The following is a 25,392-nucleotide window of genomic DNA, read 5'->3' as shown; positions in this document are numbered from 1 at the left end:
ACCAACTTTAACCAAGGGTATGTGAATGGATCAGATGAACACGAAAACACGCGGCGCATCTGCGTCAGCCGCTGAGGAAGTCCGTGAAGCCGTCACCGGCTTTGTGCAGGATTTCAAAGGCTTTCAGGCCGAAATGACGACCAAGTTGCAACAAACAGAAGAGCGAATGACTATGTTGGATCGAAAAATGACTTTGCCTGCGCGTACACCTTTGGGCGGTGCTGTGGATGCGGGTGCGCCCCATCAAAAAGCAATGAACGCCTATATCCGCAATGGCGATGATGACGGGTTGCGCGGCCTTGAGATGGAGAGCAAATCCATGTCGTCGGCGGTGAATTCCGATGGCGGCTATCTGGTTGATCCGCAAACGTCGGATCGGGTGAAGTCGGTTTTGAATGCCACTGCGTCAATCCGGGCGATTGCGTCGGTCGTGCAGGTCGAGGCGACGTCTTACGACGTGTTAGTAGACCACGCGGATGTGAGCGCCGGGTGGGCCACAGAGGCGGGCACGGTCGGCGAAACAGACACGCCGCAGATTGACCGTATCACGGTGCAACTGCACGAGCTGAGCGCGCTGCCAAAAGCATCGCAGCGGCTGCTGGATGATTCCGCCTTTGACATCGAAGGCTGGCTGGCTGGACGGATTGCGGACAAGTTCTCGCGGGCTGAGGCGGCGGCGTTTATCAGCGGCGATGGTATCGACAAACCCAAAGGTCTGTTGGCGCATGCCACAGTTGATAATGACGTCTGGACCTGGGGCAATCTGGGCTATGTGCCCACCGGTGTCGATGGCGAGGTGACGGCGGATGCTGTTGTCGATCTGGTCTATGCCTTGGGCGCGCAATACCGCGCGAATGCAAGCTTTGTCATGAGCTCGAAAACCGCGGGCCGGGTGCGCAAGCTCAAGGATCTGGATGGCCGTTTCTTGTGGTCGGATGGTCTGGCGCAGGGCGAACCTGCACGTCTGATGGGGTATCCCGTGCTGGTGGCCGAGGACATGCCGGATGTGGCGACGGATTCATTCTCGGTCGCGTTCGGTGACTTTGCGGCGGGCTATACCGTAGCTGAGCGCCCCGATCTGCGCATTCTGCGCGATCCGTTCAGCGCCAAGCCGCATGTGCTGTTCTACGCCACCAAACGGGTGGGCGGCGACGTCAGCGATTTTGCAGCCATCAAGCTTTTGAAATTCGGCATCGCGTAAAGCGGCGTCGAACACGGGGCCGGGGCGACTTGGCCCCGGTCCGGGCGCGTGCCGCAAGGTTTGGGTGCATTGTCTAGCTGCTCCCTCCGACCGAGCAATGCAGCCTGGTACGCGTCCGGGTTCCATTTCAGGGGACAGGGAAGAACGGAATAATTGGAGACTTCCATGATGTTGATCGAAGAGACAAGCGTGCCGGACACCGCATTGCCGGTTGATGCGTTCAAGGGCCATCTGCGGCTGGGGAGTGGATTTGGCACCGACAGCTTGCAAGACGAGGTATTGGTCAGCTTTCTGCGCGCCGCCTTGGCCGCGATTGAGGTTCGGACTGGTAAGGTGTTGATGCGGCGTGGTTTTACGTGGTCGCTGAACGCATGGCGCGACCCCGCAGGACAAGTGCTGCCGTTTGCCCCTGTGCATGCCGTAAGCAGCGTCACATTGATTGCGAGAGGCGGGGTCGAGACGGCCATTGCGCCTGAACGCTATTGGCTGGAGCAGGACGCGCAGCGCCCGGTTCTGCGCCCGGCAGAGGCCGTGTTGCCAGCGATCCCGAGGGGTGGGTCGGTATCGATTGTGATAGACGCGGGCTTTGGCGCGACATGGGATCAGGTTCCGCCGGACTTGCGGCAGGCGGTGTTTTTGCTGGCCGCCCATTATTATGAATTCCGCAACGAAACCAGCCTGAGCGAAGGGTGTATGCCGTTTGGCGTCAGCAGTCTGATCGAGCGGTACAAGACCATGCGTCTTGGGTTCGGGGCAGGCAAATGAAGCCGTTGCATTTGAACCGTCGACTGGTGCTTGAGGCCCCCACGCGCGAGAGCGATGGGGCGGGGGGATACCGTGTGGTCTGGGCACCCTTGGGGGCGCTATGGGCAGACGTTAAGGCACGTAGCGGGCGCGAAGTAAGCCAAGCCGGCGTGCCCGTGAGCCGCATGGGATACGCGATTTGCGTGCGCGCGGCACCGATGGGCAGCGTCGAGCGGCCCCAGCCGCAGCAGCGGTTTCGCGACGGCGCGCGGGTCTACAGCATTGAAACAGTGGCGGAGCGTGACCCGCAAGGGCGCTACCTGCTTTGCCTCACTCAAGAGGAGCTGATCGTATGAGCTATGCCATGTCAGGGCCATTGCAGCAGGCTGTGTTCGCGGCGCTTTCCGCAGACACGGCTTTGACCGAACTGGTGGGGGCCGCGATCTTTGATGCGGGACCTGTGGGGGATGTGCCGCCGCTTTACGTACGGCTGGGTGATGAAGACGTGCGCGATGCGTCGGACGGCAGCGGTGCAGGTGCGTTGCACCAGTTTGGCATTGCCATTGTGAGTGCGGCACCGGGGTTTGCGGATGCCAAACAGGTTGCGGGCGCAATCAGTGACGTTTTGCACGACGCCGATCTTGCGCTGAGCAAGGGGCATCTGGTGAGCCTGCAATTCACCCGAGCGACCGCCAAATACGTCGCGGCGGCGCAAGTTCGCCAGATCAACATGCAATTTCGCGCACGGGTGCAGGACACCTAAGGCGCACACTGACATTCATTTTCAAGGAGAACCGACATGACAATTCAAGCGGGTAAGGACCTTTTGGTCAAAGTGGACATGACAAGCGACGGACAATTCGAAACCATCGCGGGCCTGCGCGCCACGCGCATCAGTTTCAATGCGGAGCCGGTCGAGGTCACGTCACTGGACAGCAATGGTGGGTGGCGTGAATTGCTGGCCGGTGCCGGTGTGCGGTCGGCGGCGATCAGCGGGTCGGGTGTGTTTCGTGATGCCGGTACGGACGAGCGTGCACGTCAGTTGTTTTTCGACGGGCTGACGCCGGACTTTCAGATTGTCATCCCCAGCTTTGGTATCATCGAAGGCCCGTTTCAGGTGGCCGCGATTGAATATGGCGGGTCGCTGAATGGCGAGGCCACCTATGAGCTGAGCATGCAGTCGGCGGGGGAGCTGGTCTTTACGCCGGATGTGGTCGTTGACCCGGGCACCGGGGCCTAGGCGCATGGCAAATCCGTGGAGGGGTGATGTGGCGCTGGTCGTCGACGGGCAACGCCATGTGGCGCGCCTGACACTGGGTGCCTTGGCCGAGCTGGAGGAGACGCTGGAAGAGCCTTCCTTGATGGCGCTGGTCGAGCGGTTCGAGAGCAACCGTTTCTCCAGCCGTGACGTATTGCGGTTGCTGGTTGCGGGCCTGCGCGGCGGCGGGGTCGAGACGTCGGAAGACGCCTTGGGTCAGGCACAAATCGACGGTGGCCCCATGGGGGCCGCCAAAGCCGCTGCGGAGCTGCTGGCCCGTGCGTTTGTGGTGCCTGCGTGACAGCGCAAAAGGGGCTTGATTGGCCCGCGATGATGCGTGCGGGCCTTAAGGGGTTGGGGCTGACGCCTGCAGATTTCTGGGCGCTGACCCCAGCTGAGCTACAGCTGATGCTGGGCACGACAGGGGCGCAAGCACCGTTACTAAACGATGGATTGTCGGCGCTGATGGCCGCCTATCCCGACACATCGGAAGGGAGCAAGAAATGACAGAGAATGGGTTTGACGGTCTTGAGGACGGGGCCGAGCGACTGAACAGCACATTGTCGGAAACCAGCAGCTTGGTGTCCGGCTTTGACAGTGAGCTGCGGCGCATGCGCACCGCAATTGCCGGAACTGGCAGGGATGTGGCGACCTTGGAGAAAGGGTTGAGCAAGGGCCTACGCCGCGCCTTTGATGGGGTCGCGTTTGACGGGATGAAGCTGTCGGATGCGCTGTCGACCGTCGCGCGGTCCATGGTCAACACGACTTATAACGCGGCGATCAAACCGGTCTCCGATCACGTGGGCGGGATGATCAGCCAGGGCGTCGGGTCGCTGGTGCAAGGCATCTTGCCCTTTGCCAATGGCGCGCCGTTTTCCCAAGGCAAGGTCATGCCTTTTGCCCAAGGCGGCATCGTGAGCAGCGCGACAGCGTTCGGAATGCGCGGTGGGATGGGCGTGATGGGCGAGGCAGGGCCAGAGGCGATTATGCCGCTGGCACGCGGCCCAGACGGAAAGTTGGGGGTCAAAGGCAGCGGCGGGGGCGGCACGACCGTGGTCATGAATATCACGACTCCGGATGTGCAGGGGTTCCAACGCAGCCAAAGCCAGATCGCAGCACAGATGTCGCGGGCGCTGAGCAGTGGCAACCGCAACCGGTAAAGGAGCGCCGATATGAATTTCCATGATGTTCAATTTCCGCCATCGCTCAGCTTTGGGTCCGTTGGTGGCCCGCAGCGGCGCACGGATGTTGTCACGCTGGCGAACGGGTTCGAGGAACGCAACACGCCGTGGGCACATTCGCGCAGGGTGTATGATGCGGGTCTAGGCATGCGGTCGCTTGACGACGTTCAGGCGCTCACGGCGTTTTTCGAGGCGCGTTTTGGCCAGATGTACGGCTTTCGCTGGAAGGATTGGTCGGACTTCAGATCGTGCCGGTCGGCCCTTGGGGTGGCGTTTGACGATCAGGTTCTCGGGCTTGGCGACGGGGTTCGTAAGGATTTCCAGCTGGTTAAGGTCTATAAATCGGGCGATCACAGCTATCTGCGGCCCATCGCCAAGCCGGTGCAGGGCACGGTGCGTGTGGGGATTGAGCAGGACGAGCTGCAAGAGGGGGTTGATTACGAAATCGATACCACGACCGGCATCATCCGTTTCGCCAGCGCACCGGACAGCGACTTGGTCGTCTCAGCTGGCTTTGAATTTGACGTGCCTGTGCGTTTTGACACCGACCGCATTCTGGTCAGCGTGGCCAGTTTTCAGGCTGGACAAGTGCCTAATGTCCCCGTGATCGAGGTGCGTGTGTAATGGTTGAATTTAACAAAGAGCTGGATGCACATCTGAAAACCGGCATGACGTCGCTATGTCATGCTTGGGTGATCCGGAGGCTTGATGGGGTTGTGCTGGCTTTTACGGATCACGACCGGCCGCTGGCTTTTGACGGAGCGACTTTCAGCGCTGACAGTGGCCTAACCGCGCGGGCATTGTCGCAAAGCACGGGTCTATCCGTCGACAACACCGAGGCCATGGGCGCGCTGAGCCATTGGGCGATCCGCGAGGACGAGATTGAGCAGGGCCGTTACGACGGGGCCGAGGTGACCTGCTGGCGGGTGAACTGGGCCGATGTCACACAGCGCACCGTATTGTTTCGTGGCAGCATCGGCGAAATGCAACGTGCCGGCGGCGCGTTTCAAGCGGAGTTGCGCGGACTAACCGAGGCATTGAACCGTCCCTTGGGCCGGATCTACCAAAAGCCGTGCAGCGCTGTTTTGGGGGATGCGCACTGTGCGTTTGATCTGAATGCGCCGGGATACGCCGCGTCAGCAGATGTCGAATTTTGCGAAGAGGGCCGGATATTTCGTTGGGACAGCTTGCCCGGTTATGATGATGGCTGGTTCGCTCGGGGGCGGCTGGAGGTTCTGGACGGGCCTGCCGCCGGTCTGTGGGGGATGATCAAGCACGACCGCAAGCTGGCGGATCACCGCGAAGTTGAGCTGTGGGAGCCTATCCGTGGTGAGATGGCCAGCGGCACGCAGGTGCGGTTGATCGCTGGCTGTGACAAGCGGATGGAGACATGCCGTTTGAAGTTCAACAACCTACTCAATTTCCAAGGTTTCCCAGACATTCCGAACGAGGATTGGGTGATGGCTGTGCCCAAGCCCTCGGGTGCGAATACGGGTGGATCCTTGCGATGACAGAGTTTCAGGATCAGATCGTGACCGCCGCGCGTGGCTGGATTGGAACACCGTATGTGCATCAAAGCGCAGTCAAAAACGCAGGCTGCGATTGCCTGGGTTTGTTGCGTGGCGTGTGGCGCGAGGTGTTGGGGCCAGAACCCGAAGCCGTGCCTGCCTACTCGATGGACTGGTCAGAACCGCAGGGCGATGAACGATTGTGGCGGGCGGCGCTTCGGCATCTTGAGCCGAAAAAACTGGGGGACGAAGCGGCCGGTGACGTACTGTTGTTTCGGATGCGCAGCGGGGCGGTTGCCAAGCATCTTGGGCTGGCTGCGCGGGTGGGGCCGGATGCCTCGTTTATTCACGCCTATAGCGGTCATGGCGTGACCGAAAGCTCGCTGAGCGCACCGTGGCAGCGCAGGATTGTGGCACGATTTGCATTTCCGACGGAGGCGATCTGATGGCGACGATATTACTTTCTGCAGCAGGTGCGGCGATTGGCGGCTCGGTCGGGGGCACCCTTGCGGGGTTATCCTCGGTCGCGGTTGGCCGGGCTGTTGGCGCGACTTTGGGACGCGTTATTGACCAGCGGTTGCTGGGCGAGGGCGCGCAAGCGGTCGAGACGGGCAAGGTTGATCGGTTTCGTTTAACCCGCGCCGGAGAGGGGGCCGCCGTCACCGAGCTGTACGGCCGCATGCGGATCGGCGGGCAGATCATCTGGGCGTCGGATTTCGCTGAAACCACCATGGTCAGTGGCGGGGGCAAAGGCGCACCTTCGACACCGAAAACGACCGACTACAGCTATACGGTGAGCCTTGCCGTGGCCCTGTGCGAAGGAGAGATTACCGGAATCCACCGTATCTGGGCGGACGGGGAGGAAGTTTCGCCAAGCGATTTGAACATCAGTATTTATCGCGGTACGTCTGATCAATTGCCCGACCCGACGATCGCTGCCGTTGAGGGGGCTGACCGCGTTCCCGCCTATCGTGGCACGGCCTATGTGGTGCTGGAAAATCTGCCGCTGGGTCAGTTTGGCAATCGCGTGCCGCAGTTTTCCTTTGAGGTCACACGCCCCGAAGAATCCGGATCACCCGAAGGGGCGCAAAGCGTCACACATAATGTGAGTGGCGTCGCCTTGATCTCGGGTACAGGTGAATATGCGCTGGCGACAACAGCGGTGCATTACACGGACGGCTCCGGCGCGCGGTGGAGCGCAAATGTCTCGACCCCGTCAGGCAAGACCGATTTTTTGACGTCCTTGGATAATTTGAACACCGATTTGCCCAAGCTTGAGGCCGCTTCGCTGGTGGTCTCGTGGTTTGGCGACGATCTGCGGTGCGGCGAATGCGCTGTCCGGCCCAAGGTGGAAAGCGCGATGATCGAGGGCGAGAATATGCCTTGGGCTGTGTCGTCGCTGACGCGGCCGGCGGCGCAGGTTATCGTGCAGGAAGAAGGCAGGCCGGTCTATGGTGGCACGCCTTCTGATCTGTCGGTGATCGAGGCCATTCAGGCGATGAATGCGGCCGGCAAGGCGGTGTTGTTTTATCCGTTCATCTTGATGGATCAACTGGCTGAAAATACGTTGCCGGACCCCTATAGCGATGCGCAAAGCCAGCCTGTTCTACCTTGGCGTGGCCGGATCACCTTGTCCAAAGCGCCGGGTCAAGACGGCAGCCCGGATGGCACCTCAACCGCAGATGCGCAGGTTGCTGCGTTCTTTGGCACGGTGACTGCGGCGCATTTTCAGGTGTCCGAGGGGCAGGTAATCTATTCTGGGCCGGACGAATGGTCGCTTTCGCGTTTCATCCTGCATTATGCAGCCCTTTGCGCGGCGGCTGGTGGCGTTGAAGGGTTCTGCATCGGGACCGAGATGCGCGGGCTGACCCAGATCAGAGGGGCTGGGGGCGCGTTCACCGCCGTTGAACGTTTCCGCGACCTTGCTGCCGAGGCACGTGCCCTGCTGGGGCCAAGCACCAAAATCAGCTATGCCGCTGATTGGTCTGAATATTTTGGGTATCAACCACAAGATGGCAGCGGTGATCGGTACTTTCACCTTGATCCGCTCTGGGCTGATCCGAACATCGATTTTATCGGTATCGACAACTACATGCCGTTGTCGGATTGGCGTGAAGGTCAAGATCATCTGGACGGGCAACAGTGGGATGCGATCTATAATCTCGATTACCTCAAATCCAATGTCGAAGGGGGCGAGGGGTTTGAATGGTATTATCACTCGGACGAGGCCCGCGCCGCGCAGATACGCACGCCGATCACGGACGGACAGGAAAATGAACCGTGGATCTACCGCTATAAGGACATTCGGAATTGGTGGTCTAACCCCCATCACGAACGCATTGGCGGTACACGTGCGCCGAACCCAACCGCGTGGGTGCCTGCCTCAAAACCGATTTGGTTTACAGAATATGGGTGCGCCGCAATTGATCGCGCGACCAACCAGCCGAACAAATTCCTGGACCTAAAAAGCTCGGAAAGCCGTTTGCCGCACCATTCAACGGGCGCGCGGGACGAACTGATTCAAATGCAGTATTTGCGTGCCTTTACCGAACATTGGTCGGACCCTGCGCATAATCCGATCTCGGCCGAGTATGCGGGGCCGATGATCGATATGTCGCGCGCGTTCGTCTGGGCGTGGGACACGCGGCCCTATCCGTTTTTCCCCAACAATCGCGGGCTATGGAGCGACGGCCAGAACTATGCGCGGGGGCACTGGTTGAACGGGCGCACGTCATCGCAGCCCTTGTCGGCGCTGGTTGCGCAAGTATGTCGCCGTGCCGGGCTGACGGCTTTTGATACCTCGGCGCTGTATGGCGTCGTCCGCGGCTATGCCGTGGATCAGGTCAGCGATGCGCGGGCCAGCTTGCAACCGTTGATGTTGCGCTATGGGTTTGATGCGGTGGAACGGGGCGGCGTGTTGCAATTTGTGATGCGTGACGGTCTGAACCCTGTCCTCGTGGACACCACAAAACTGGTGGACAGCAGCGACGTGAGGGGAGGGATCGAGCAAACCCGCGAAGCGCAGGCCGAAATCGCGGGCCGTGTGCGGCTGCGGTTTGTGCAAGCCGATGGGAATTTCGATACCATCGCCGAAGAAGTGGTACTGGCCCAAGACGCCCCCCATGCTGTTGCCGCCTCTGAATTCAACATGGCCCTAACCCGCGCCGAAGGCCGCCAAGCAATCGAACGTTGGCTGACCGAGGCACGCGTCTCACGCGAGACGGTGCGGCTGGCATTGCCACCCTCGATGTTGTCTGTCGGTGCGGGTGACGTGATAGAGCTGCCCGCTGAGGGGGAGGAAAGCAACGCGCTTTACCGGATTGATCGGGTTGAGCAGGGCGATTTGCAAGTGGTGGATGCGGTGCGGATTGAACCCGGCGTCTATGCTCCTGCGCCTTTTGATGATGAACTGGCCACGCTCAAACCGTTCGCGGCACCTGTGCCAGTTTCTGCCGTGTTCATGGACTTGCCGTTGTTGCGCGGGGACGAGGTACCGCACGCCCCCTATATTGCGACAACAGCACAACCCTGGCCGGGCAGCGTGGCTGTTTACAGTGCTGCCACGGACGAGAATTACCTGTTGAATAAAGTGCTGCCAATACGTGCAACCATGGGCGTGACCGAAACGGATTTGGCCGCTGCAAGGCCAGGGCTGTTTGATCGCGGCGGGGTTTTGCAGGTGCGCTTGACCAGCGGCATGCTTGAAAGCGTTGAGGAGGCGGCCTTGCTTGGCGGTGCTAATCTGGCGGCGATTGGCGACGGCACGGCAGATAATTGGGAGGTGTTTCAGTTCAGCGGGGCAGAGTTGGTGGCCCCAAACACCTATTGGCTGACGAACCGGCTGCGCGGGCAGGCGGGCACGGATGCCTTGATGCCGCCCGTATGGCCCGTCGGATCAAAGTTTGTTTTACTGAACGGTGTGCCGTCGCAACTGGCGCTAAGCCCCAATTTGCGACGGATTGCCCAGCACTACCGGATCGGACCAGCGCAACGCGGCTATGATGATCCGTCATATGTGCACCGTGAACAGGCGTTTAACGGCAACGGGTTGCGCCCGCTGAGCCCCTGCCATCTGCGTAGTGCGGTGTCACCGGGCGGGACGACCTTTACCTGGACCCGGCGCACCAGAATTGACGGGGACGGGTGGGAAGGCATGGAGGTTCCGCTGGGTGAAGAGGCCGAGCAGTACCTCGTGCGGGTGTCGCGGAATGGGGAGATATTACGCGAAATGAGGACGACTGTTCCAAGCTGGCACTATGCGGATGCGACACGTGCGGCGGATGGTGTGACAGGGCCGGTGCTGCTGTCTGTCGCTCAAACCTCGGCCAGTTACGGGGTCGGGCCCGCGGCTCATTTGGTGGTGTGACCTGCGCACCGGTTGGATGGGATCCCCCACATCAAGGATATTGATGCGGGGGATCAAGGCTTTGCGTTTGGCACTTTGTCCCAATGTGATATATTGAGGGGGCAAAGAAGGATATCGTCATGGCAGAGCCCCGCAGAAATATTGCATCAGTTGACCCGGTTTGGGATCAAATCCTGACCGAAGCGCAGCAAGCTGTTTTGGATGAGCCGCTGATTGGCGGCTTTGTCCATGCCTGTATCTTGCACCATAAATCCATCGAAAAAGCGCTGTCCTACAGGATCGCGGCGAAACTGGCGTCGAATGAAATGTCGATGATGGTCGTGCGTGAAATGGTGGAAGAGGCGTATAATAACGATGCGTCTTTGATCAAAGCGGCGCGCGCTGATCTGGTGGCGATTTACGAACGCGACCCGGCCTGCCATCGGTTGTTGCAGCCGATTTTGTACTTCAAGGGCTATCAAGCGGTACAAGCGTACCGCGTGGGGCATTATTTGTGGACGAAAGGGCAATATGATCTGGCCTATTTCGTTCAGATGCGGGTCAGCGAAATTTTCGGCGTCGACATTCACCCTGCGGCCAAGATTGGCAAAGGGATCATGATTGACCACGCGCATTCGGTGGTGATTGGCGAAACCGCCGTGGTTGGGGATAACGTGTCGATGCTGCATTCCGTTACCCTTGGCGGGACCGGTAAGGAGGAGCAGGACCGGCATCCCAAGATCGGTGATGGCGTGTTGATCGGGGCCGGGGCCAAGGTGTTGGGCAATATCACAGTCGGGCATTGCAGCCGGATTGCTGCGGGTTCCGTCGTGCTGGAGGCCGTACCGCCCTGCAAGACAGTTGCCGGCATTCCAGCCCGCGTCGTGGGCGAGGCGGGCTGCGAGCAGCCGTCGGTCTTGATGGATCACATGCTGGGGCCGCAAGGCGAGTAAGTTTTCAAGATAGATCTGAGAAAATGGAAAAGCCGGGATCAGACGATCCCGGCTTTGTTCGTTTTAGGATGGGGGGCTTTCCGCCCCATTTCATGCTTAGGATGGGGGGCTTTCCGCCCCATTTCATGCTTAGGATGGGGGGCTTTCTGCCCCCCAAACCCCCCGAGGATTTTAATCCATTTGGAAGGGGGTCAGGCGAGCATGGCCATGGGGTTTTCCAGGTTGTCTTTGATGGCCGCCAATAGCTGTGCACCCAAGGCACCGTCGATGACGCGGTGATCGACGGAGAGGGTGACCGACATCACGGTGGCCACTGCCAGTTCACCGTCTTTGCCGACGACCGGTTTTTTCACGCCAGCACCAACAGCCAAGATCGCGCCATGGGGCGGGTTGATGACCGCGTCGAAATTGTCGATACCGAACATCCCAAGGTTAGAGATCGCAAAGCTGCCGCCCTGATATTCATGCGGCGCAAGTTTGCGGTCGCGGGCGCGGGTGGCGAGGTCTTTCATCTCGGCCGAGAGGGTCGAGAGTGATTTCGTCTCGGAGTCTTGAAGCACCGGAGTGAAGAGCCCGCCATCAATAGCAACGGCCACGGCAACATCGGAGGGCTTGAGCTTGAGGATGCGATCCCCGGCCCAAACGGCATTGGCATCTGGCACCGCTTGCAGGGCCAAAGCGCAGGCTTTGATGATGAAGTCATTGACCGAGAGTTTCACACCACGGGATTCAAGCTGTTTGTTCAGGTCAGCCCGGAACGCCATCAATGCATCCAGCTGAATATCGCGGCGCAGATAGAAATGCGGGATGGATTGTTTGGCCTCGGTCAGGCGCGACGCGATGGTTTTGCGCATGCCGTTGAGGGTGACTTCCTCGAACGCGCGACCTTCGTACATTTTCATCACGGCTTCAGCGGACGGGCCAGCAGCTAGTGCTGCTTTGGGCGCGTCAGTTGACGGGGCTGCGGCGGCGGCACTTGGCGCGGCTTTTGCGGTGCCCCCGGCCAATGCGGCAGCGATATCGGCCTTGACGATGCGGCCATGGGGGCCGGAACCGGACACAGCGGACAGATCAATCCCTTCGATCCCAGCCATACGGCGTGCCAGCGGTGACGCGAAAACCCGCGTTGTGTCCGGCTTGGGGGTGGGGGTCGGTTCAGGTTTTGGCGGCGTGGACGGGCCATCAGTGTTCGGGCCTGGTGCGCGGGCGGTATCTGCGACCGCGGCAGCAGGTGCAGCGGCTGGGGTTGCGCCGATGTCATCCGCGCTTTCGCCGTCTTCCAGCAGCACGGCAATCGGCGTGTTCACTTTGACGCCTTCGGTGCCATCCGCGATCATGATCTTGCCAATGACACCTTCGTCGACCGCTTCGAATTCCATCGTCGCCTTGTCGGTTTCGATCTCGCACATCACATCGCCAGAGGACACGGTGTCGCCCTCTTTGACCAGCCATTTGGCCAATGTGCCCTCTTCCATGGTGGGGCTGAGGGCGGGCATGAGGATTTCTATGGGCATGTGGTCCGCTCCTTATTTATAGGTGACTTTTTTTACCGCTGCGATCACGTCATCGGTGGTCAGCAGGGCCAGTTTCTCAAGGTTTGCCGCGTAGGGCATTGGCACATCCTTGCCGGTGCAGTTGATCACTGGGGCATCCAGATAATCGAACGCTTCTTGCATGATGACGCTGGTGATATAGTTGCCAACGGACCCTTGCGGCCAGCCTTCTTCGACCGTGACACAGCGGTTGGTTTTCATCACCGATTTGATGATGCTGGCCGTGTCCATCGGGCGCAGGGTGCGCAGGTCAAGCACTTCGGCGTCGATGCCATCCTCGGCCAGTTTCTCAGCAGCTTCAAGGGCATAGGTCATGCCGATGCCAAAGCTGACGATGGTCACATCGCTGCCTTCGCGCCAGATGCGGGCCTTGCCAAACGGCACGGTGTAATCCTCAACGTCAGGTACATCAAAGGACTTGCCATACATGATCTCGTTTTCAAGGAAGACGACCGGGTTCGGATCGCGGATCGCCGATTTCATCAGACCCTTGGCGTCAGAGGCGGAATAAGGCATCGCAACCTTGAGGCCGGGGACCTGCATATACCAAGCGGCGTAATCCTGGCTGTGCTGCGCGCCAACGCGGGCGGCGGCACCGTTGGGGCCGCGGAACACCATGGGTGCGCCCATCTGGCCGCCGGACATATAGAGCGTCTTGGCAGCCGAGTTCAGGATGTGGTCAATCGCCTGCATGGCAAAGTTCCACGTCATGAATTCCACGATCGGGCGCAGACCGCCGAATGCGGCGCCGACGCCGATCCCGGCAAAGCCATGTTCGGTGATGGGTGTATCGATCACCCGCTTGGCACCGAATTCGTCCAGCAACCCTTGGGAAATTTTGTAAGCGCCTTGGTATTCGGCCACTTCCTCGCCCATCAGGAACACGTTTTCGTCGCGGCGCATTTCCTCGGCCATGCCGTCGCGCAACGCTTCGCGCACGGTTTGCTTTTTCAGCTTGGTGCCTTCGGGCCAATCAGGTGTTGTGTCGGTTTCCGGGGCGGCGGGTGCTTTAACCTCGGCCGGTTTGCTCTCTGCTGCGGGGGCAGGGGCCGCCGCTGGGGCATCAGATGATACATTGTCGGCGGCAGTGGCATCTTCGCCTTCTTCCAGCAGCACGGCGATTGCGGTGTTGACCTTAACGCCTTCGGTGCCTTCGGCGATCAGGATTTTGCCCATCACGCCTTCATCGACGGCTTCGAATTCCATCGTGGCTTTGTCGGTCTCGATCTCGCACATGATGTCGCCGGAGGACACGGTATCGCCCTCCTTCACCAGCCATTTGGCCAATGTGCCTTCTTCCATGGTGGGGCTTAGGGCGGGCATAAGAATTTCAGTTGCCATGGTTCAAGCCTCCTGTGGAACTTCGGTTGCGTAAATATCGGTCCAAAGCTCCTCCGGGGCGGGCTCCGGGCTTTTCTTGGCGAATTCGGCGCTGTCGTTGACGATTTTCTTGATGTCTTTGTCGATCGCCTTCAGATCGTCTTCGGTGGCGTATTTCTGATCCAGCAGGATGTTGCGGACCTGTTCGATCGGGTCACGCTCGTCGCGCATTTTCTGTACTTCTTCACGAGTGCGGTATTTCGCAGGGTCCGACATGGAATGGCCGCGATAGCGATAGGTTTTGATCTCAAGAATATAAGGGCCGTCACCGCTGCGCGCGTGCTTCACAGCGCGTTCGCCCGCGTCTTTGACCGCCAGCACATCCATGCCATCGACCGCTTCGCCGGGGATGCCGAACGCCTTGCCACGTTCCCAGATCTCGGCGCTCGAGGTCGAGCGTTGCTGCGAGGTACCCATGGCGTATTGGTTGTTCTCGATCACGAAAATCACCGGCAGCTTCCATAGGGCGGCCATGTTGAATGTCTCGTATACTTGGCCTTGGTTCGCAGCGCCGTCGCCGAAATAGGTAAAGGTGACGTTGTCATTGCCTTTGTACTTGTCAGCAAAGGCGACGCCCGCACCTAACGGCACGTTCGCGCCCACAATGCCGTGGCCGCCGTAAAACTTCTTCTCCTTAGAGAACATGTGCATGGAACCACCCTTGCCGCGCGAATACCCGCCTTCGCGGCCGGTCAATTCGGCCATCACCCCGTCAGGGTTCATGCCGCAGGCCAACATATGGCCGTGGTCGCGGTAAGTTGTAATGCGGCTGTCGCCTTCTTTGGCGGTTGCCTCAAGGCCGACAACAACGGCTTCTTGACCGATATACAGATGGCAAAAGCCGCCGATCAGACCCATGCCATACAGTTGGCCGGCTTTCTCTTCGAACCGCCGGATCAGCAGCATGTCCTTGTAATAAGCCTTAAGCTCATCAGCACTGGCATTGGTTTTCTTGGTCGGTTTCTTGGCTGCCATGGGGCAAATCCTCCGTACAGTTGTCCCGCGCACGCGCAATATAGTTTAGCGTTAAACTATCTATTACCGGATTCGACCAATGATGGCGAGAGGCTTTTGCCGCGAACTGCCGTCTTACGCGAAAGCGCGCGTTGAACAGGCAGTTACTGTCAAAGAATTAAACAAAAAGTTAGCGTATGACGATCTCGTCGGCGCGGATCATGCCCAGCACCTTGCGAGTTTGTTCGTCCAGCAGGTCAAGATCAAGATAGTCGTCGGACAGGCGCGCGGTCAGATTTTCCATCCGCGCCACATCGATTTGAACCTGATCCAGTTGCAGCTTGAGGTCTTGCGCCTCGGCCAAAATCTCGGCGCGGCGGAACAGGCCGAAATTACCCTGCACGGCAGCGAATGCGAAATACATCGCCAGCCCGAATGCGATCGTGAAAAACAATACGGTGCCGAATGCGGGGCGGGTGCTGCGGTTCATTTGGGTCTGCCTCAAGCCGTCTCTTGGTGGACGTAACACCTGTATGACACAGGTGATTCGCAAAGGGAATCCCCCGTGATTCGTTTTTGGCAAAAATCTGATCACAAAATGCGCAGGCGGAATTTTTGAAAAATTCCGGGCCGTTTTCTTTCAAAGAAAACGTCTAGCCGCCCAAAGCTGCCACACCCGGCAATGTTTTGCCTTCCATCCATTCCAAAAACGCACCGCCTGCGGTCGAGATATAGGTGAAATCATCCGCGGCACCGGCTTGGTTCAGCGCCGCCACGGTATCACCACCGCCTGCAACCGAACTCAACGCGCCGTCGCGGGTTAGCTGTGCTGCTGCCCGTGCTGCGGCGACAGTGCCGGTGTCAAAGGGGGCAATCTCGAACGCGCCCATGGGGCCGTTCCAAATCAGTGTTTTCAACCCGGCAAAGGCGTCTTTGACCAGCTCAACGGTATTGGGGCCAGCATCCAGTACCATTTGATCGTCTGCCAGCACCGTATCAGGACCCAACTGGATCACCTCGTGATCGGCACCGGCGGCAAATTCGCGCGCCACCAAGCCATCGACAGGCAGCAAAACACGGCAGCCCGCTTTGTCGGCCTGCGTCATGATATCTTTTGCGGTTTCGAAAAAATCAGGCTCCGACAGGGACTTGCCCAGCTTTGCGCCCATGGCAGCTAGAAACGTATTCGCCATGCCGCCCCCGATCACCAGCAGATCCAGCCGGTTCACAAGGTTTTCCAACAATTCGATCTTGGTCGATACCTTTGCGCCGCCCACAACCGCGCCAACAGGGCGTTCGGGCTTGGCCAATGCGGCCTCAAGCGCGGACAGCTCTGCCTGCATCAAACGGCCCGCGCAGGCGGGCAGCAGCCGCGCCAAGGCTTCGGTCGAGGCATGCGCACGGTGTGCGGCAGAAAAGGCGTCGTTGCAATAGACGTCACCCAAACCGGCCAAGCGTTGCGCGAATGCGGGGTCATTGTCCGTTTCGCCGGGGTAAAAGCGGATGTTTTCCAGCAGAACCACATCAGCGGCGTTAATCTCGTCTGTGCCGTTTTCGGCGGCTTCCAGCGTTTCGGCCAGCACGACCTTGCGGGAGAGGGCGGCCTCAAGCGCGGGTTTGACCACCAACAGGCTCAGGTCTTGCACGCGTTTGCCCTGGGGGCGGCCAAAATGCGCCAGCAGGATCGGTTTGCCGCCTTTGTCCAGAATGTCATGCACGGTTGGCACGATGCGCTGGATGCGCGTGTCATCGGTGACCCGCCCGTTTTCGACAGGCACATTGATATCGACCCGTACCAGCACCCGCTTGCCGCGCAGGTCCATGTCATCCAGTGTTTTCCAGCCCATCGTATTTCCCCCGATCCAATCCGCAGTTGGTATCGTGTTTTGCCGTTATCGCGCGCGGGGTCAATGCACCTGCTTGGCAATTGCTGCGAGTCGTCTTAGGTAACTTGCAATGATTTATGAATAGGAGAGCGGCATGGCCGAGATCAAAGACCCAGAAAACACGATCCTGATGGAGCTTACAGGCGGTACTGTCACCATCCAACTGTTGCCAGACGTGGCCCCCAAGCATGTTGAACGCATGAAAGAGCTGGCCCGCGCGGGCAAGTATGACAACGTGGCCTTCCACCGCGTCATCGAAGGTTTCATGGCGCAAACCGGCGACGTGGCCAACGGCAACATGGAAGATAACTTTAACCTGCGCGCAGCAGGCACAGGCGGGTCGGACCTGCCCAACGTACCGGCTGAATTCTCCAAGGTGCCACATGCACGCGGCAGCATCGGTGCCGCACGTTCCGCCAACCCGGACAGCGCCAACAGCCAGTTCTTTATCAACTTCAAAGACAATGATTTCCTGAACGGTCAATACACCGTTTACGGTCAGGTCATTTCCGGCATGGAACATGTTGATGCGATCACACGGGGCGAGCCACCAGCGACCCCAGACCGCATGATCAGCATGAAAGTCGCCGCAGATGCGTAAGCTTTTCGCAGCTACTCTTGCGACGGCCTTGATGGGCAGCGCGGCGTTTGCCAGCGGTCTTGAGATCACAGTCGATGGCGAAGCCCAAGGCGTGATCAAGATTGACCTGCTCGAAGACGTGGCCCCCCAGCATGCTGAACGCCTGGCGGCGCTGGCCGCGGCAGGGGCCTATGATGGCGTGGTGTTCCACCGCGTGATCGACGGCTTTATGGCGCAAACCGGCGATGTTCAATTCGGCAAGGCCGGTGGCAGCACCAGCCGCGCGGGCATGGGCGGGTCGAATATGCCCGATCTGCCGGCCGAGTTTTCGGACCTGCCGTTCGATCGCGGTGTTGTGGGCATGGCGCGCAGCCAAAGCCCCGATTCAGCGAACTCGCAATTCTTTATCATGTTCGATCAGGGGTATTTCCTGAACGGGCAATATACGGTTGTGGGCAAAGTCACCGAAGGGCTGGACGTGCTCGACGCGATCAAGCGTGGCACTGGCGGCAACGGCGCTGTTGTTGGCACGCCTGACATGATGAAAACGGTCACTGTCACCGAATAAGAGCGTTGCCAAAGAGAATTGGAAAGGGGCGTGGGTATCGACGCCCCTTTTTGCATTTTTAGATAAACGCCATCCGCTCTGCGCGTTCGGGGTCAGGGAAGGGGCGGTAAAGCGCGATATCAAATTCCCCGACCATCTGATGCACCGTGGTATAAAGCCGTTCGACCTGCGCATCTTGCGTGCCGGTCAAACGAAAGGCTTCATCCAGTTGCGCAAGATCCCGCACGTCGATCTCAAGCAGGAAATCCCGTGCCCTTGGTGCTCCAAAGCCCAATTTACGACGACACAGCCGCCATGACTGGATCACGCCGCGATCTTGCAGCAAGGTCATCCAGGCCTCGACCGCGACGGCAAACCCCACCGCTTTGGCCGTGTCGCGCAGATCAATTGAGCAATGGTAAAGGTTCATAGGTCGGTTCCGTAATGGCTTGGGACCGACCGTGGCACCAGAACCCTAAGAAACACCTAAGCTGAAAACAAAACAGGCACCGCCCATTGCGATGCCTGTCGATACTCTAAACGAGATTTAAATCAGGAAGCCGGGTTCGGCTTTTGCACTGGTGCGGATTTTGAACCCGGGTTCAGCGGATCGTCTTGACGCTGAACGGAGCCTTCGAAATGCGCACCGCTTTCGATTGCGATTGTTTTGTGGATGATGTCGCCCTCGACCCGCGCGGTCGATGTCAGGCGGACCTTCAGGCCGCGCACACGGCCCACGATGCGGCCGTTGATTACCACATCATCAGCGATCACTTCGCCTTTGATTGTGGCGGTTTCACCGATGGTCAGCAGATGCGCGCGAATGTCGCCTTCAACCGTGCCTTCGACCTGAATGTCGCCGGTTGTTTTCATGTTGCCTGTGACGTGCAAATCAGACGACAGGACCGACGCAGGCGGCTTGGCCTTTGGGGTGCTTGCCTTGAATTCATTCGGGCTTGTCGCGGCAGGTGCCGACGCCGAAGAAGAGGAAGGTGCCGTTGGGTTGGACGCTGGCGCGTCGGACTTTGGGGCGGGATCGTTGATTTTGCTTTTAGAAAACATCGTTTGCAGCCTTAATAAAGATCATGGGATTTACAGCCTTGCCACCAATACGAACTTCGTAGTGAAGGTGAACACCGGTTACCCGTCCTGAGGCTCCCATATCACCAATACGCTGTCCGCGCGATACCCTTTGGCCAGTTTTCACGCGCATTTTTGACATATGCGCATATCGTGTCTCGATGCCGAACTCATGCTGTATCTTGACGAGTCGCCCATATCCTGAGCTCCAACCCGCGTGGACTACAACACCGTCAGCCGTTGCATAAAGCGGTGTGCCATTGCCGGAGGCAAAGTCGACACCGTTATGCATACGCCGCCCGCCGGTTTTTGGATCGCGGCGAAAACCGAACTGGCTGGTAAAGCGAAAGGCGTTTTTCACGGGGTTGGCAAAGGGCGCTTTTTGCGCGGCGATGCGGTACATGTTCAACCGATCCATCTGGTTCAACAGACGGTTGGCGCGCAATGTGTCTGGGGATTGTTCTTCGCCACGGGTGGAGAAACTAAGCGGCATCAGCGGGCCGCCTTGACCGGAATATCCGCGCCGCACGGTTTCCAGCATCCGGTCTGTGGGCAGGCCTGCACTGCGGAACATCTTGTCGAGCGGGGCTACGGAAACGGTCATGGCTTCTTCTAGTTGGCGGAAAATGGCATCGTTCTGATCGCGCATCAGCGCCAGTTCCTGCGACAGCTCTTCGGCCTCAAGCAGGGCATCTTGGGCGTCAATCACAACCTGATCACGTTCCTGCGCCGTGCGGGCAAGGGCATCCGCCAGAATGCTGATCGGTGCCGAGGATTCCACATCCTGCGCCGTTGCCGTGCCGTTTTTGGCGGCGTCGCCTTCGATGGCTGCCAGCTTAAGGCGGGCCTCTTCACGTTCTTTCATGGTGTCGCGCAAGGTGGATTGGATCACTTCGATCCCGGTTTCCAGCTCGCGGCGGTGGGTCTCAGAGGCCAGCAATTCAGATTGCATGACCGAGATTTGTTTCAGCGCCGCGTTAAAGCGTTCTTGCGCGGCGGCGGCCTCTTCTGCGCGGCCATTGCGCTGCGCGGACAGATCGGAAAGGCGGGCTTGGTATGTACTTTGATCGCGTTTGGCCTGTTCGCGGAAATTGCCCGACCCGATGCTGTCCATCAGCAAGATCGCAGTCGCGATAATGGCCCAGGCGACAAGGGCGGAACAGCCCGCAAAAGCAAAGAGTTGGGTGGCGGGTCTAAGTCGGATAAAACGCGTGTCGGAATCAGATTTCAAAAAGACGCGGCGTTCCGGAAAATACCGTTCCAACACCGAATGGACCTTAATCGCCAACCTCGTACGCACGTTCCGCTATCCCTTGATCGTCTCCATGTTATGCGTCGGCGCTCTTGTCATGGGATGACGGCACCGTTTGCACTCGATGTGCTTAGCCAAGGGCATCCGGTCGGGCAAGCCTGTTGCCCCTGAATGGGCGGTTTTTGAATGGTTTACCAAAAGCGTTGGCAAAAATCCGCCTATTCAAGGGGTTATTAAGGGTGCCTCACGCAGTTTCGGTCAGCGGCCAGTAGAAATCTGGCGGAATCCCGGCATCGGCACGTTTCTCTTCGTTAAAGGGCGGCTTGAGCACGCCGTGGAAATATTTGCGCACCAAACCGTGAAATGCATCCTTTGGGTCCATCTCGTGACGGCCGCACAGAAAGTGGAACCATTTCGACCCATAGGCCACATGCGCGACCTCTTCGGCATAGATTGTCTCAAGCGCTTCAACGGCTTGGGTGGCTTTGGCCTGTTTGAAAATCTTGATCATGTTGGGCGTCACATCCAACCCGCGTGCCTCAAGCACCATGGGTACAACCGCCAGACGGCCCATGAAATCATCCGCTGTATCCTCGGCCGCGCGCCACATGCCGGCATGGGCGGGCAGGGCACCGTAATGGCTGCCCAATGCCTCAAGGCAATCACACATCAGATTGAAATGCTTGGATTCCTCATCCGCCGCTTTTACCCAGTCATCATAAAACCCGATGGGCATTTTAATGTCGGTGAACCGCGCGATGATGTCCCAATGCAGGTCCACGGCGTTCAGCTCGATATGGGCCACGGCATGCAGTAAGGCGATACGCCCCTCGGGCGATCCGGGCTTGCGATGCGGCACATCACGGGGCGACAGCAGTTCCGGCTTTTCCGGCCGCGCGGGTTGCATCGGCGGGTTGGCTGACCCGATTTCGGGTGTTTCGCCAGCCTCACGGGCGGCGCGCCATTCGGCAGCGAACCCGTGCGAGAGCTTGGTCTTCTCGCGGCCATCTGCGGTGCGCAGTACCGCTTCGGCCATCTGTGCCAGCGGCATCATAGCGCTTGCACCGCTTCCAGCACTTCTTCGACATGGCCGGGGACTTTTACCTTGCGCCAGATCCGCGCAATATTGCCTTGCGCATCAATTAGATAGGTGGCGCGCTCAATGCCCATGGATTTCTTGCCATACATGTTTTTCTCGCCCCACACGTCATAGCTTTCGGTCAGGGTGCCGTCATCATCGGCCAGCAACGGCACGGTCAATTCGTGCTTTGCGGTGAATTTGTCGTGCTTGGCCATGGTGTCACGCGACACGCCGTATACCTCGGCCCCCGCATCCTTGAACGCTTGCAGATGCTCGGAAAAGCTGATGGCCTCTTTCGTGCAGCCGGGCGTGTCGTCGCGGGGGTAGAAATACAAAACAACGGGTTTGCCACGCAGGTCTGACAGGGTCACGCTGCCGCCGCCGGTCACGGGGGCTGTAAAATCGGGGGCCGGTTGGGAAATTTCTGGCATGGGGCACTTTCTATTGTATTGGAAGCGTTATCTTAGAGTGGCATAGTAGAACAGCGCGGCGGAACTTAAAGCCCTAGCGCCTTTAAAACGGACGATCATGTCAGACGAAACCGCCGGCACCCCGGTTAAAAAATCAAAACGTCTGTGGCAGGCGACCAAATGGTCGTTGCTGTTCATTGTGCTATGCGTGGCAGCGGTGGCAGGCACAGCGCTGTATCTGATCCGCAGCCCCATCGTGGTGCCCCAATGGATCGAAGCGCGGATCGAAGCCCGCATGGCGCAGGACGTGCCGACCGCAAAGGTCGAGTTTGGCGAGATGGTGTTGATCGTCGACGAGGGCTGGCGGCCGCGTATCCGCTTGCAAGACGTGTCAATCCTGACCCCGCAGGGCGCTGAACTCGCCGCTTTCCGCGAAGTTCGCGCCAGTTTCTCGGCCCGCAGTCTGTTGCAGGGGCGTATCCAACTGCGTGATCTGGCGCTGTCGGGCATTGTCGCTGATTTGCGGCGTGATCCTGATGGGCGGGTCGCGTTGCGCGCCAGCACCGCGCTCGCCCCGGCAGAGCGCCGCGCGGCCACCATGCCGCAACTGATCGGGCAGTTGGACGCGTTGTTGCAACGGCCGGGGCTTTCGCGGTTGCGGTCGGTTGATGTGCGTGCGCTGACCCTGCGGTACACTGATCTACAGTCCGAGCGGGTCTGGACCGCAGATGGCGGGCGTTTGCGCCTGAACCGTGACGACGACACCTTGCGCATTTCTGCCGATTTGGCTGTCTTGGGGGGCGGGGCCAGCGTGGCCACATTGGCCGCGAATTATACCAGCACCTTGGGCGACACCGCCGCCCAGTTCGGCGTGACATTTGATGGAGTTGATGCAGGCGATATTGCGGTGCAAAGCCCGGCCTTTGCGTGGCTCAAGGTTCTGCGCGCCCCGATATCTGGGTCCGTGCGCAGCAGCATAGACGAGGACGGCAGCTTTGAGCCGCTAAACGCATCGTTGCAGATCGGCGCTGGCGTTGTGCAGCCCAATGCCAGCGCCAAGCCGATCCCCTTTGACGGCGTGCGCAGCTATTTCAGCTATCACCCCGATCAGCAGTTGCTTCAGTTTGATGAACTTGCAGTCTCAAGCCAGTGGGTGTCAGGCAGGATCGAAGGCGACGCCACAATCGGCGGGCTAGAGAACGGCAAGCTGAGCGATTTGACGGCGCAAATCCGCATGCGTGATCTGGTGGCAAACCCCGCAGATGTTTACGCGCAACCCATCAGCATCGAAGGGGCCGATCTGGATGTGCAGATCAAGCTGAGCCCGTTCAGCGTGACCGTGGGCCGGATGGATATTCATGACGCCGATACGACGTTGAATGTCAGCGGCGAACTGGATGCTGGCCCGGACGGGTGGCGCGTCGCTCTTGATGCGGGGCTGAACGAGATTTTGCCCGAACGGGTGCTTGAGCTGTGGCCCGAGAACGTCAAACCCAAAACCCGCAAATGGGTGGCGGAAAACGTCTATGCGGGCACGCTCACGGATGTGGATGTTGCGTTTCGCCTTGCGCCCGACGCGCCGCCGCACACCTATCTTGCGTTTGATTTCAATGACGCCGAGGCGCGGTTTTTGCGCAGCATGCCGCATCTTAAGCACGCAAGCGGCCATGCCAGCCTGTTGAAAAACCGCTTTGTTGCGTCTGTGGATACGGGCCAGATCACCGCCCCCCAAGGGGGCGATGTGATGATCCGCAGCTCGTCCTTTATCATGCCCGACGTCACGATCAAGGATACCCCGCCGGGGATCGTCAGACTGAACAGCAGCGCCTCGATCGAGGCGGTACTGGCCCTGCTGAACCTGCCGCCGCTGATGGCGATGGACAAGGCAAACCTGCCTGTAGCGTTGGCGCAGGGCACGGCAGACCTATCGGGGACATTATCCTTTCCGATCAAAAAAGGGTCGGACCCCAAGCTGACGATTTTTGACATCAGCGGTGATCTGCGGGACGTGCAAAGCGATATATTGGTCAAGGATCACAGGCTGTCGGCGGATCGGCTGTCGGTGGTAGCCTCCAATGCGAATATCACGATCAAGGGGCAGGGCGATGTTGACGGCGTGGGTTTTGACGGCGGTTGGTCCAAACCGCTTGGGGTTGCGAATGTCCCGAGCGAGGTGCGGGCCGATATCGAGCTAAGCCAGAACACCCTCGACCAGTTCAACATTCAACTGCCGCCGGGCAGCGTATCGGGCAGCGGGCGCGCGTGGTTTGCGTTGGACTTACCTACGGGACGTGTGCCGTCCTTCGCACTTACCTCTGATCTGCAAGGGGTGCGTTTGAACGTGCCGCAATTGGGCTGGACAAAACCCGCAGCGACCAAAGGATCGCTTGAGCTGTCGGGCAAGCTGGGAACCGTGCCGCAAATTGATCTGATCGAGGCGAAGGTCGCGGGGCTGACGGCCAAAGGGTCGGTGAAACTTGCCACCACCGGTGGGCTGGATCGCGCCCGGTTTGACACGCTGACGGTTGGGAACTGGCTGGATATTCCTGTCGATCTGCTGGGGCAGGGCGCGGGCAAGCCTGTGCAGGTCGTGGTGCGCGGGGGCCGTCTTGATCTGCGCAACGCCGAATTTGGCAGCTCAAAACCCAGCGGTGTCAAAGGCCCGCCCATGCTGCTGCAGCTGGACCGGCTTCAGGTCACCGACAAGATCGCCCTGACCAATATGCGGGGCCAGTTCGACATGGCATGGGGCCTTGATGGCCGGTTCGAGGCCAATCTGAACGGCGGCACGCCGGTGTCCGGTCGCGTCGCCCCCCAAAGCGGCCGCAGCGCGATCCAGCTGGTGTCGGCGGATGCGGGCGGAGTGTTGCGGTCTGCGAATATGTTGAAACAGGTGCGCGGCGGAAACCTGACGCTGACGTTGATGCCTGTGGGCACCGGCGGTGCCTTTGACGGGCGCGCCCAGATTACCGATGTCACGATCCAAGACGCGCCCGCGATTGCAGCACTGGTGAACGCGGTGTCTGTGGTCGGTCTGGTGAACGAGCTGAACGGCGATGGCATCTATTTCGACACGGTCGAGGCTAATTTTCGCATGACCCCGAACCGCGTGACCCTGTCCGAGGCCAGCGCGACGGGCGCGTCATTAGGTATCTCGATGGACGGGGTGTTTGCCACCGATACGGGGCGCATGGCGCTGCAGGGGGTGATCTCTCCGGTCTATTTGCTGAACGGTCTGGGCAGTTTCCTGACCCGCAAGGGCGAAGGGTTGCTGGGCTTTAACTACAGTCTGGGGGGCACTGCGGAGAACCCCGACGTGTCGGTGAACCCGCTGTCCGCGCTGGCACCGGGGTTCTTTCGTGATATCCTGCGCGCACCCGCCCCAACCTTGCCCCCGGTTGAGGGGGAGGCTGGAACCCCCGCGCCTGCAGCACCGCAAAAACCGGTTGTGACACCGGATTATGGGCGGTAAGCGGCAG

Annotated in this window: 26 protein-coding genes; 16 read left to right on the top strand and 10 right to left on the bottom strand. The window is 59.5% G+C overall.

Annotated elements, in window-relative coordinates; translation table 11 throughout:
- The first annotated feature begins 25 nt into the window (after positions 1 to 25).
- The 13 genes from WNY39_RS02240 to cysE all read left to right on the top strand — a co-directional run bounded on the left by WNY39_RS02240 (position 26) and on the right by cysE (position 11,190).
- Positions 26 to 1,201 carry a phage major capsid protein gene (locus WNY39_RS02240; RefSeq protein WP_342843697.1) on the top strand — a complete coding sequence of 392 codons (1,176 nt, stop codon included), beginning with the start codon at positions 26 to 28 and terminating at the stop codon, positions 1,199 to 1,201.
- A gap of 165 nt (positions 1,202 to 1,366) precedes the next feature.
- Entirely contained in the window at positions 1,367 to 1,966 is a 600-nt protein-coding gene (locus WNY39_RS02235; RefSeq protein ID WP_342843695.1) for a head-tail connector protein, read from the top strand.
- A complete protein-coding gene (locus tag WNY39_RS02230) occupies positions 1,963 to 2,301 on the top strand; it encodes a head-tail adaptor protein (RefSeq protein ID WP_342843693.1) in 339 nt (112 codons plus the stop codon). The genes WNY39_RS02235 and WNY39_RS02230 overlap by 4 nt, the downstream gene beginning before the upstream one ends.
- A complete protein-coding gene (locus tag WNY39_RS02225) occupies positions 2,298 to 2,708 on the top strand; it encodes a DUF3168 domain-containing protein (RefSeq protein WP_342843691.1) in 411 nt (136 codons plus the stop codon). Before WNY39_RS02230 ends, WNY39_RS02225 begins: the two co-directional genes overlap by 4 nt.
- A 36-nt stretch (positions 2,709 to 2,744) precedes the next feature.
- The gene (locus WNY39_RS02220) at positions 2,745 to 3,185 is read left to right on the top strand and encodes a phage major tail protein, TP901-1 family (protein ID WP_342843689.1); all 441 of its coding nucleotides are present in this window, start codon (positions 2,745 to 2,747) and stop codon (positions 3,183 to 3,185) included.
- Between the two features lie 4 nt (positions 3,186 to 3,189).
- Positions 3,190 to 3,504: a gene transfer agent family protein gene (locus WNY39_RS02215; protein WP_342843687.1), complete on the top strand. Its 315-nt coding sequence runs from the start codon at positions 3,190 to 3,192 to the stop codon at positions 3,502 to 3,504.
- Positions 3,501 to 3,710, top strand: a complete 210-nt coding sequence (locus WNY39_RS02210) for a rcc01693 family protein (RefSeq protein ID WP_342843685.1) — start codon at positions 3,501 to 3,503, stop codon at positions 3,708 to 3,710. The genes WNY39_RS02215 and WNY39_RS02210 overlap by 4 nt, the downstream gene beginning before the upstream one ends.
- Positions 3,707 to 4,363, top strand: a complete 657-nt coding sequence (locus WNY39_RS02205; RefSeq protein ID WP_342843683.1) for a phage tail tape measure protein — start codon at positions 3,707 to 3,709, stop codon at positions 4,361 to 4,363. The genes WNY39_RS02210 and WNY39_RS02205 overlap by 4 nt, the downstream gene beginning before the upstream one ends.
- 12 nt (positions 4,364 to 4,375) lie before the next feature.
- Positions 4,376 to 5,008, top strand: a complete 633-nt coding sequence (locus tag WNY39_RS02200) for a DUF2460 domain-containing protein (RefSeq protein WP_342843681.1) — start codon at positions 4,376 to 4,378, stop codon at positions 5,006 to 5,008.
- Positions 5,008 to 5,895, top strand: coding sequence for a DUF2163 domain-containing protein (locus tag WNY39_RS02195; protein ID WP_342843679.1), 888 nt, complete (start codon positions 5,008 to 5,010; stop codon positions 5,893 to 5,895). The genes WNY39_RS02200 and WNY39_RS02195 overlap by 1 nt, the downstream gene beginning before the upstream one ends.
- Positions 5,892 to 6,338: an NlpC/P60 family protein gene (locus tag WNY39_RS02190; RefSeq protein WP_342843677.1), complete on the top strand. Its 447-nt coding sequence runs from the start codon at positions 5,892 to 5,894 to the stop codon at positions 6,336 to 6,338. Before WNY39_RS02195 ends, WNY39_RS02190 begins: the two co-directional genes overlap by 4 nt.
- Positions 6,338 to 10,258: a glycoside hydrolase/phage tail family protein gene (locus WNY39_RS02185; protein WP_342843675.1), complete on the top strand. Its 3,921-nt coding sequence runs from the start codon at positions 6,338 to 6,340 to the stop codon at positions 10,256 to 10,258. The genes WNY39_RS02190 and WNY39_RS02185 overlap by 1 nt, the downstream gene beginning before the upstream one ends.
- A gap of 119 nt (positions 10,259 to 10,377) precedes the next feature.
- Positions 10,378 to 11,190: a serine O-acetyltransferase gene (cysE, locus tag WNY39_RS02180; protein ID WP_219580669.1), complete on the top strand. Its 813-nt coding sequence runs from the start codon at positions 10,378 to 10,380 to the stop codon at positions 11,188 to 11,190.
- A gap of 191 nt (positions 11,191 to 11,381) precedes the next feature.
- On the opposite strand, the gene WNY39_RS02175 is transcribed toward cysE, so the two are convergent.
- From WNY39_RS02175 to WNY39_RS02155, 5 genes are all read right to left on the bottom strand, one after another.
- Positions 11,382 to 12,704 carry a pyruvate dehydrogenase complex dihydrolipoamide acetyltransferase gene (locus tag WNY39_RS02175; RefSeq protein ID WP_342843671.1) on the bottom strand — a complete coding sequence of 441 codons (1,323 nt, stop codon included), beginning with the start codon at positions 12,702 to 12,704 and terminating at the stop codon, positions 11,382 to 11,384.
- A gap of 12 nt (positions 12,705 to 12,716) precedes the next feature.
- The gene (locus WNY39_RS02170; RefSeq protein ID WP_342843669.1) at positions 12,717 to 14,084 is read right to left on the bottom strand and encodes a pyruvate dehydrogenase complex E1 component subunit beta; all 1,368 of its coding nucleotides are present in this window, start codon (positions 14,082 to 14,084) and stop codon (positions 12,717 to 12,719) included.
- Positions 14,085 to 14,087: 3 nt separating this feature from the next.
- A complete protein-coding gene (gene pdhA / locus WNY39_RS02165) occupies positions 14,088 to 15,098 on the bottom strand; it encodes a pyruvate dehydrogenase (acetyl-transferring) E1 component subunit alpha (protein ID WP_342843667.1) in 1,011 nt (336 codons plus the stop codon).
- Positions 15,099 to 15,267: 169 nt separating this feature from the next.
- Entirely contained in the window at positions 15,268 to 15,567 is a 300-nt protein-coding gene (locus tag WNY39_RS02160; RefSeq protein WP_341234606.1) for a septum formation initiator family protein, read from the bottom strand.
- Between the two features lie 163 nt (positions 15,568 to 15,730).
- On the bottom strand, positions 15,731 to 16,924 hold the full coding sequence (locus WNY39_RS02155; RefSeq protein WP_342843664.1) for a phosphoglycerate kinase: 1,194 nt from the start codon (positions 16,922 to 16,924) through the stop codon (positions 15,731 to 15,733).
- 133 nt (positions 16,925 to 17,057) lie between these two features.
- Here WNY39_RS02155 and WNY39_RS02150 point away from each other — a divergent pair, with 133 nt between their 5' ends.
- Positions 17,058 to 17,564, top strand: coding sequence for a peptidylprolyl isomerase (locus WNY39_RS02150; RefSeq protein ID WP_341234604.1), 507 nt, complete (start codon positions 17,058 to 17,060; stop codon positions 17,562 to 17,564).
- Entirely contained in the window at positions 17,557 to 18,111 is a 555-nt protein-coding gene (locus WNY39_RS02145; protein WP_342843662.1) for a peptidylprolyl isomerase, read from the top strand. The genes WNY39_RS02150 and WNY39_RS02145 overlap by 8 nt, the downstream gene beginning before the upstream one ends.
- A gap of 58 nt (positions 18,112 to 18,169) precedes the next feature.
- Here WNY39_RS02145 and WNY39_RS02140 read toward each other — a convergent pair whose 3' ends face one another.
- The 5 genes from WNY39_RS02140 to WNY39_RS02120 all read right to left on the bottom strand — a co-directional run bounded on the left by WNY39_RS02140 (position 18,170) and on the right by WNY39_RS02120 (position 21,934).
- The gene (locus WNY39_RS02140) at positions 18,170 to 18,520 is read right to left on the bottom strand and encodes a DUF6614 family protein (protein ID WP_341234602.1); all 351 of its coding nucleotides are present in this window, start codon (positions 18,518 to 18,520) and stop codon (positions 18,170 to 18,172) included.
- Positions 18,521 to 18,642: 122 nt separating this feature from the next.
- Positions 18,643 to 19,152 (bottom strand): polymer-forming cytoskeletal protein, encoded by a 510-nt coding sequence (locus tag WNY39_RS02135; protein WP_341234601.1) that lies wholly within the window; start codon positions 19,150 to 19,152, stop codon positions 18,643 to 18,645.
- Complete coding sequence (locus WNY39_RS02130) at positions 19,142 to 20,470, bottom strand: M23 family metallopeptidase (RefSeq protein ID WP_341234600.1); 1,329 nt, start codon at positions 20,468 to 20,470, stop codon at positions 19,142 to 19,144. Before WNY39_RS02130 ends, WNY39_RS02135 begins: the two co-directional genes overlap by 11 nt.
- A 196-nt stretch (positions 20,471 to 20,666) precedes the next feature.
- On the bottom strand, positions 20,667 to 21,476 hold the full coding sequence (locus WNY39_RS02125; protein ID WP_342843658.1) for a ferritin-like domain-containing protein: 810 nt from the start codon (positions 21,474 to 21,476) through the stop codon (positions 20,667 to 20,669).
- The gene (locus tag WNY39_RS02120) at positions 21,473 to 21,934 is read right to left on the bottom strand and encodes a peroxiredoxin (RefSeq protein WP_342843656.1); all 462 of its coding nucleotides are present in this window, start codon (positions 21,932 to 21,934) and stop codon (positions 21,473 to 21,475) included. Before WNY39_RS02120 ends, WNY39_RS02125 begins: the two co-directional genes overlap by 4 nt.
- Positions 21,935 to 22,031: 97 nt before the next feature.
- On the opposite strand from WNY39_RS02120, the gene WNY39_RS02115 reads away from it, so the two are divergent.
- Complete coding sequence (locus WNY39_RS02115) at positions 22,032 to 25,385, top strand: DUF3971 domain-containing protein (protein WP_342843654.1); 3,354 nt, start codon at positions 22,032 to 22,034, stop codon at positions 25,383 to 25,385.
- The last annotated feature ends 7 nt before the right edge of the window (positions 25,386 to 25,392 follow it).

The sequence above is a fragment of the Sulfitobacter sp. AS59 genome (assembly GCF_038899995.1).
GTDB lineage: Bacteria > Pseudomonadota > Alphaproteobacteria > Rhodobacterales > Rhodobacteraceae > Sulfitobacter.
The sequence above is the reverse complement of the archived record's forward strand: the minus strand, read 5'-3'. Positions and strand labels throughout refer to the sequence as shown.